The organism is Vibrio sp. 2134-1, assembly GCF_033339495.1.
Window position 1 is genome coordinate 1 of record NZ_JAWOUS010000344.1, and the last position, 757, is coordinate 757.

1 protein-coding gene is annotated in these 757 nt (G+C 45.4%); it reads left to right on the forward strand.

Translation table 11 applies throughout. The annotated features are described in order from the left end of the window. Positions 1-128 precede the first annotated feature (128 nt). On the forward strand, positions 129-515 hold the full coding sequence (locus R7R78_RS25875) for a thiol-disulfide oxidoreductase DCC family protein (protein WP_225474585.1): 387 nt from the start codon (positions 129-131) through the stop codon (positions 513-515). The last annotated feature ends 242 nt before the right edge of the window (positions 516-757 follow it).

The window sequence follows — 757 nt, forward strand, 5'->3', positions numbered from 1 at the left end:
CCAATACAATTACGAAAACATTCGCACTAACTGGCAGCACTACCTGCAGCACAATGAACCCAAAGAAGCATCGACACGTAAAAACAGCGAGAAACCATCAAGCAGCCCCAATGCAATGACGAATTGATATGACTAAACTGACTATTTTCTACGACGGCACTTGCCCACTGTGCGCCAAAGAGATGAAGGCATTACGCCAACACGATCGTAAGCAAGAGATAAACACCGTTGATATTTACAGCGACGCTTTTTCGGCCTACCCGCAAATCGACCCTGATCGTGCCAACACCATTCTGCATGCCTTGGACAACCACGGAAATTTACTCCTCGGGCTGGATGTGACCTACCGAGCTTGGCAACTTGTTGGACGAGGTTGGTTGTATGCACCACTGCACTGGCCACTCATCAGACCTGTTGCGGACTGGCTTTATCTGCGCTTCGCCCAAAATAGGTATCGCATCTCATATTGGTTAACGGGTACTTCTCGTTGTAATTCTGGCCGCTGCTCTCGGTAATTGTGATCACGCTTGAAAATGTTAATACGCTCGCGATAAATCGTGCATTTCCAGTACTTCTCTCCTACTAAGTCGGTTAATCTGCAATCACTACAAAAATAAATAGCCATATATTTATCCGGCAAATCGATTGAATTTTGCCTTTTCGTAACGCTGCGCCGAGAAGTAAGGAAGTCTCTATGAATCTAACCATAAGAAAGCGACTGTATATTCTTTCCATCATTCCAGTACTCACCATTGCA

Coding starts and splice junctions, on each gene's coding strand:
- R7R78_RS25875 (WP_225474585.1), top strand. CDS start 129: ATGACTAAACTGACTATTTTCTACGACGGCACTTGCCCACTGTGCGCC.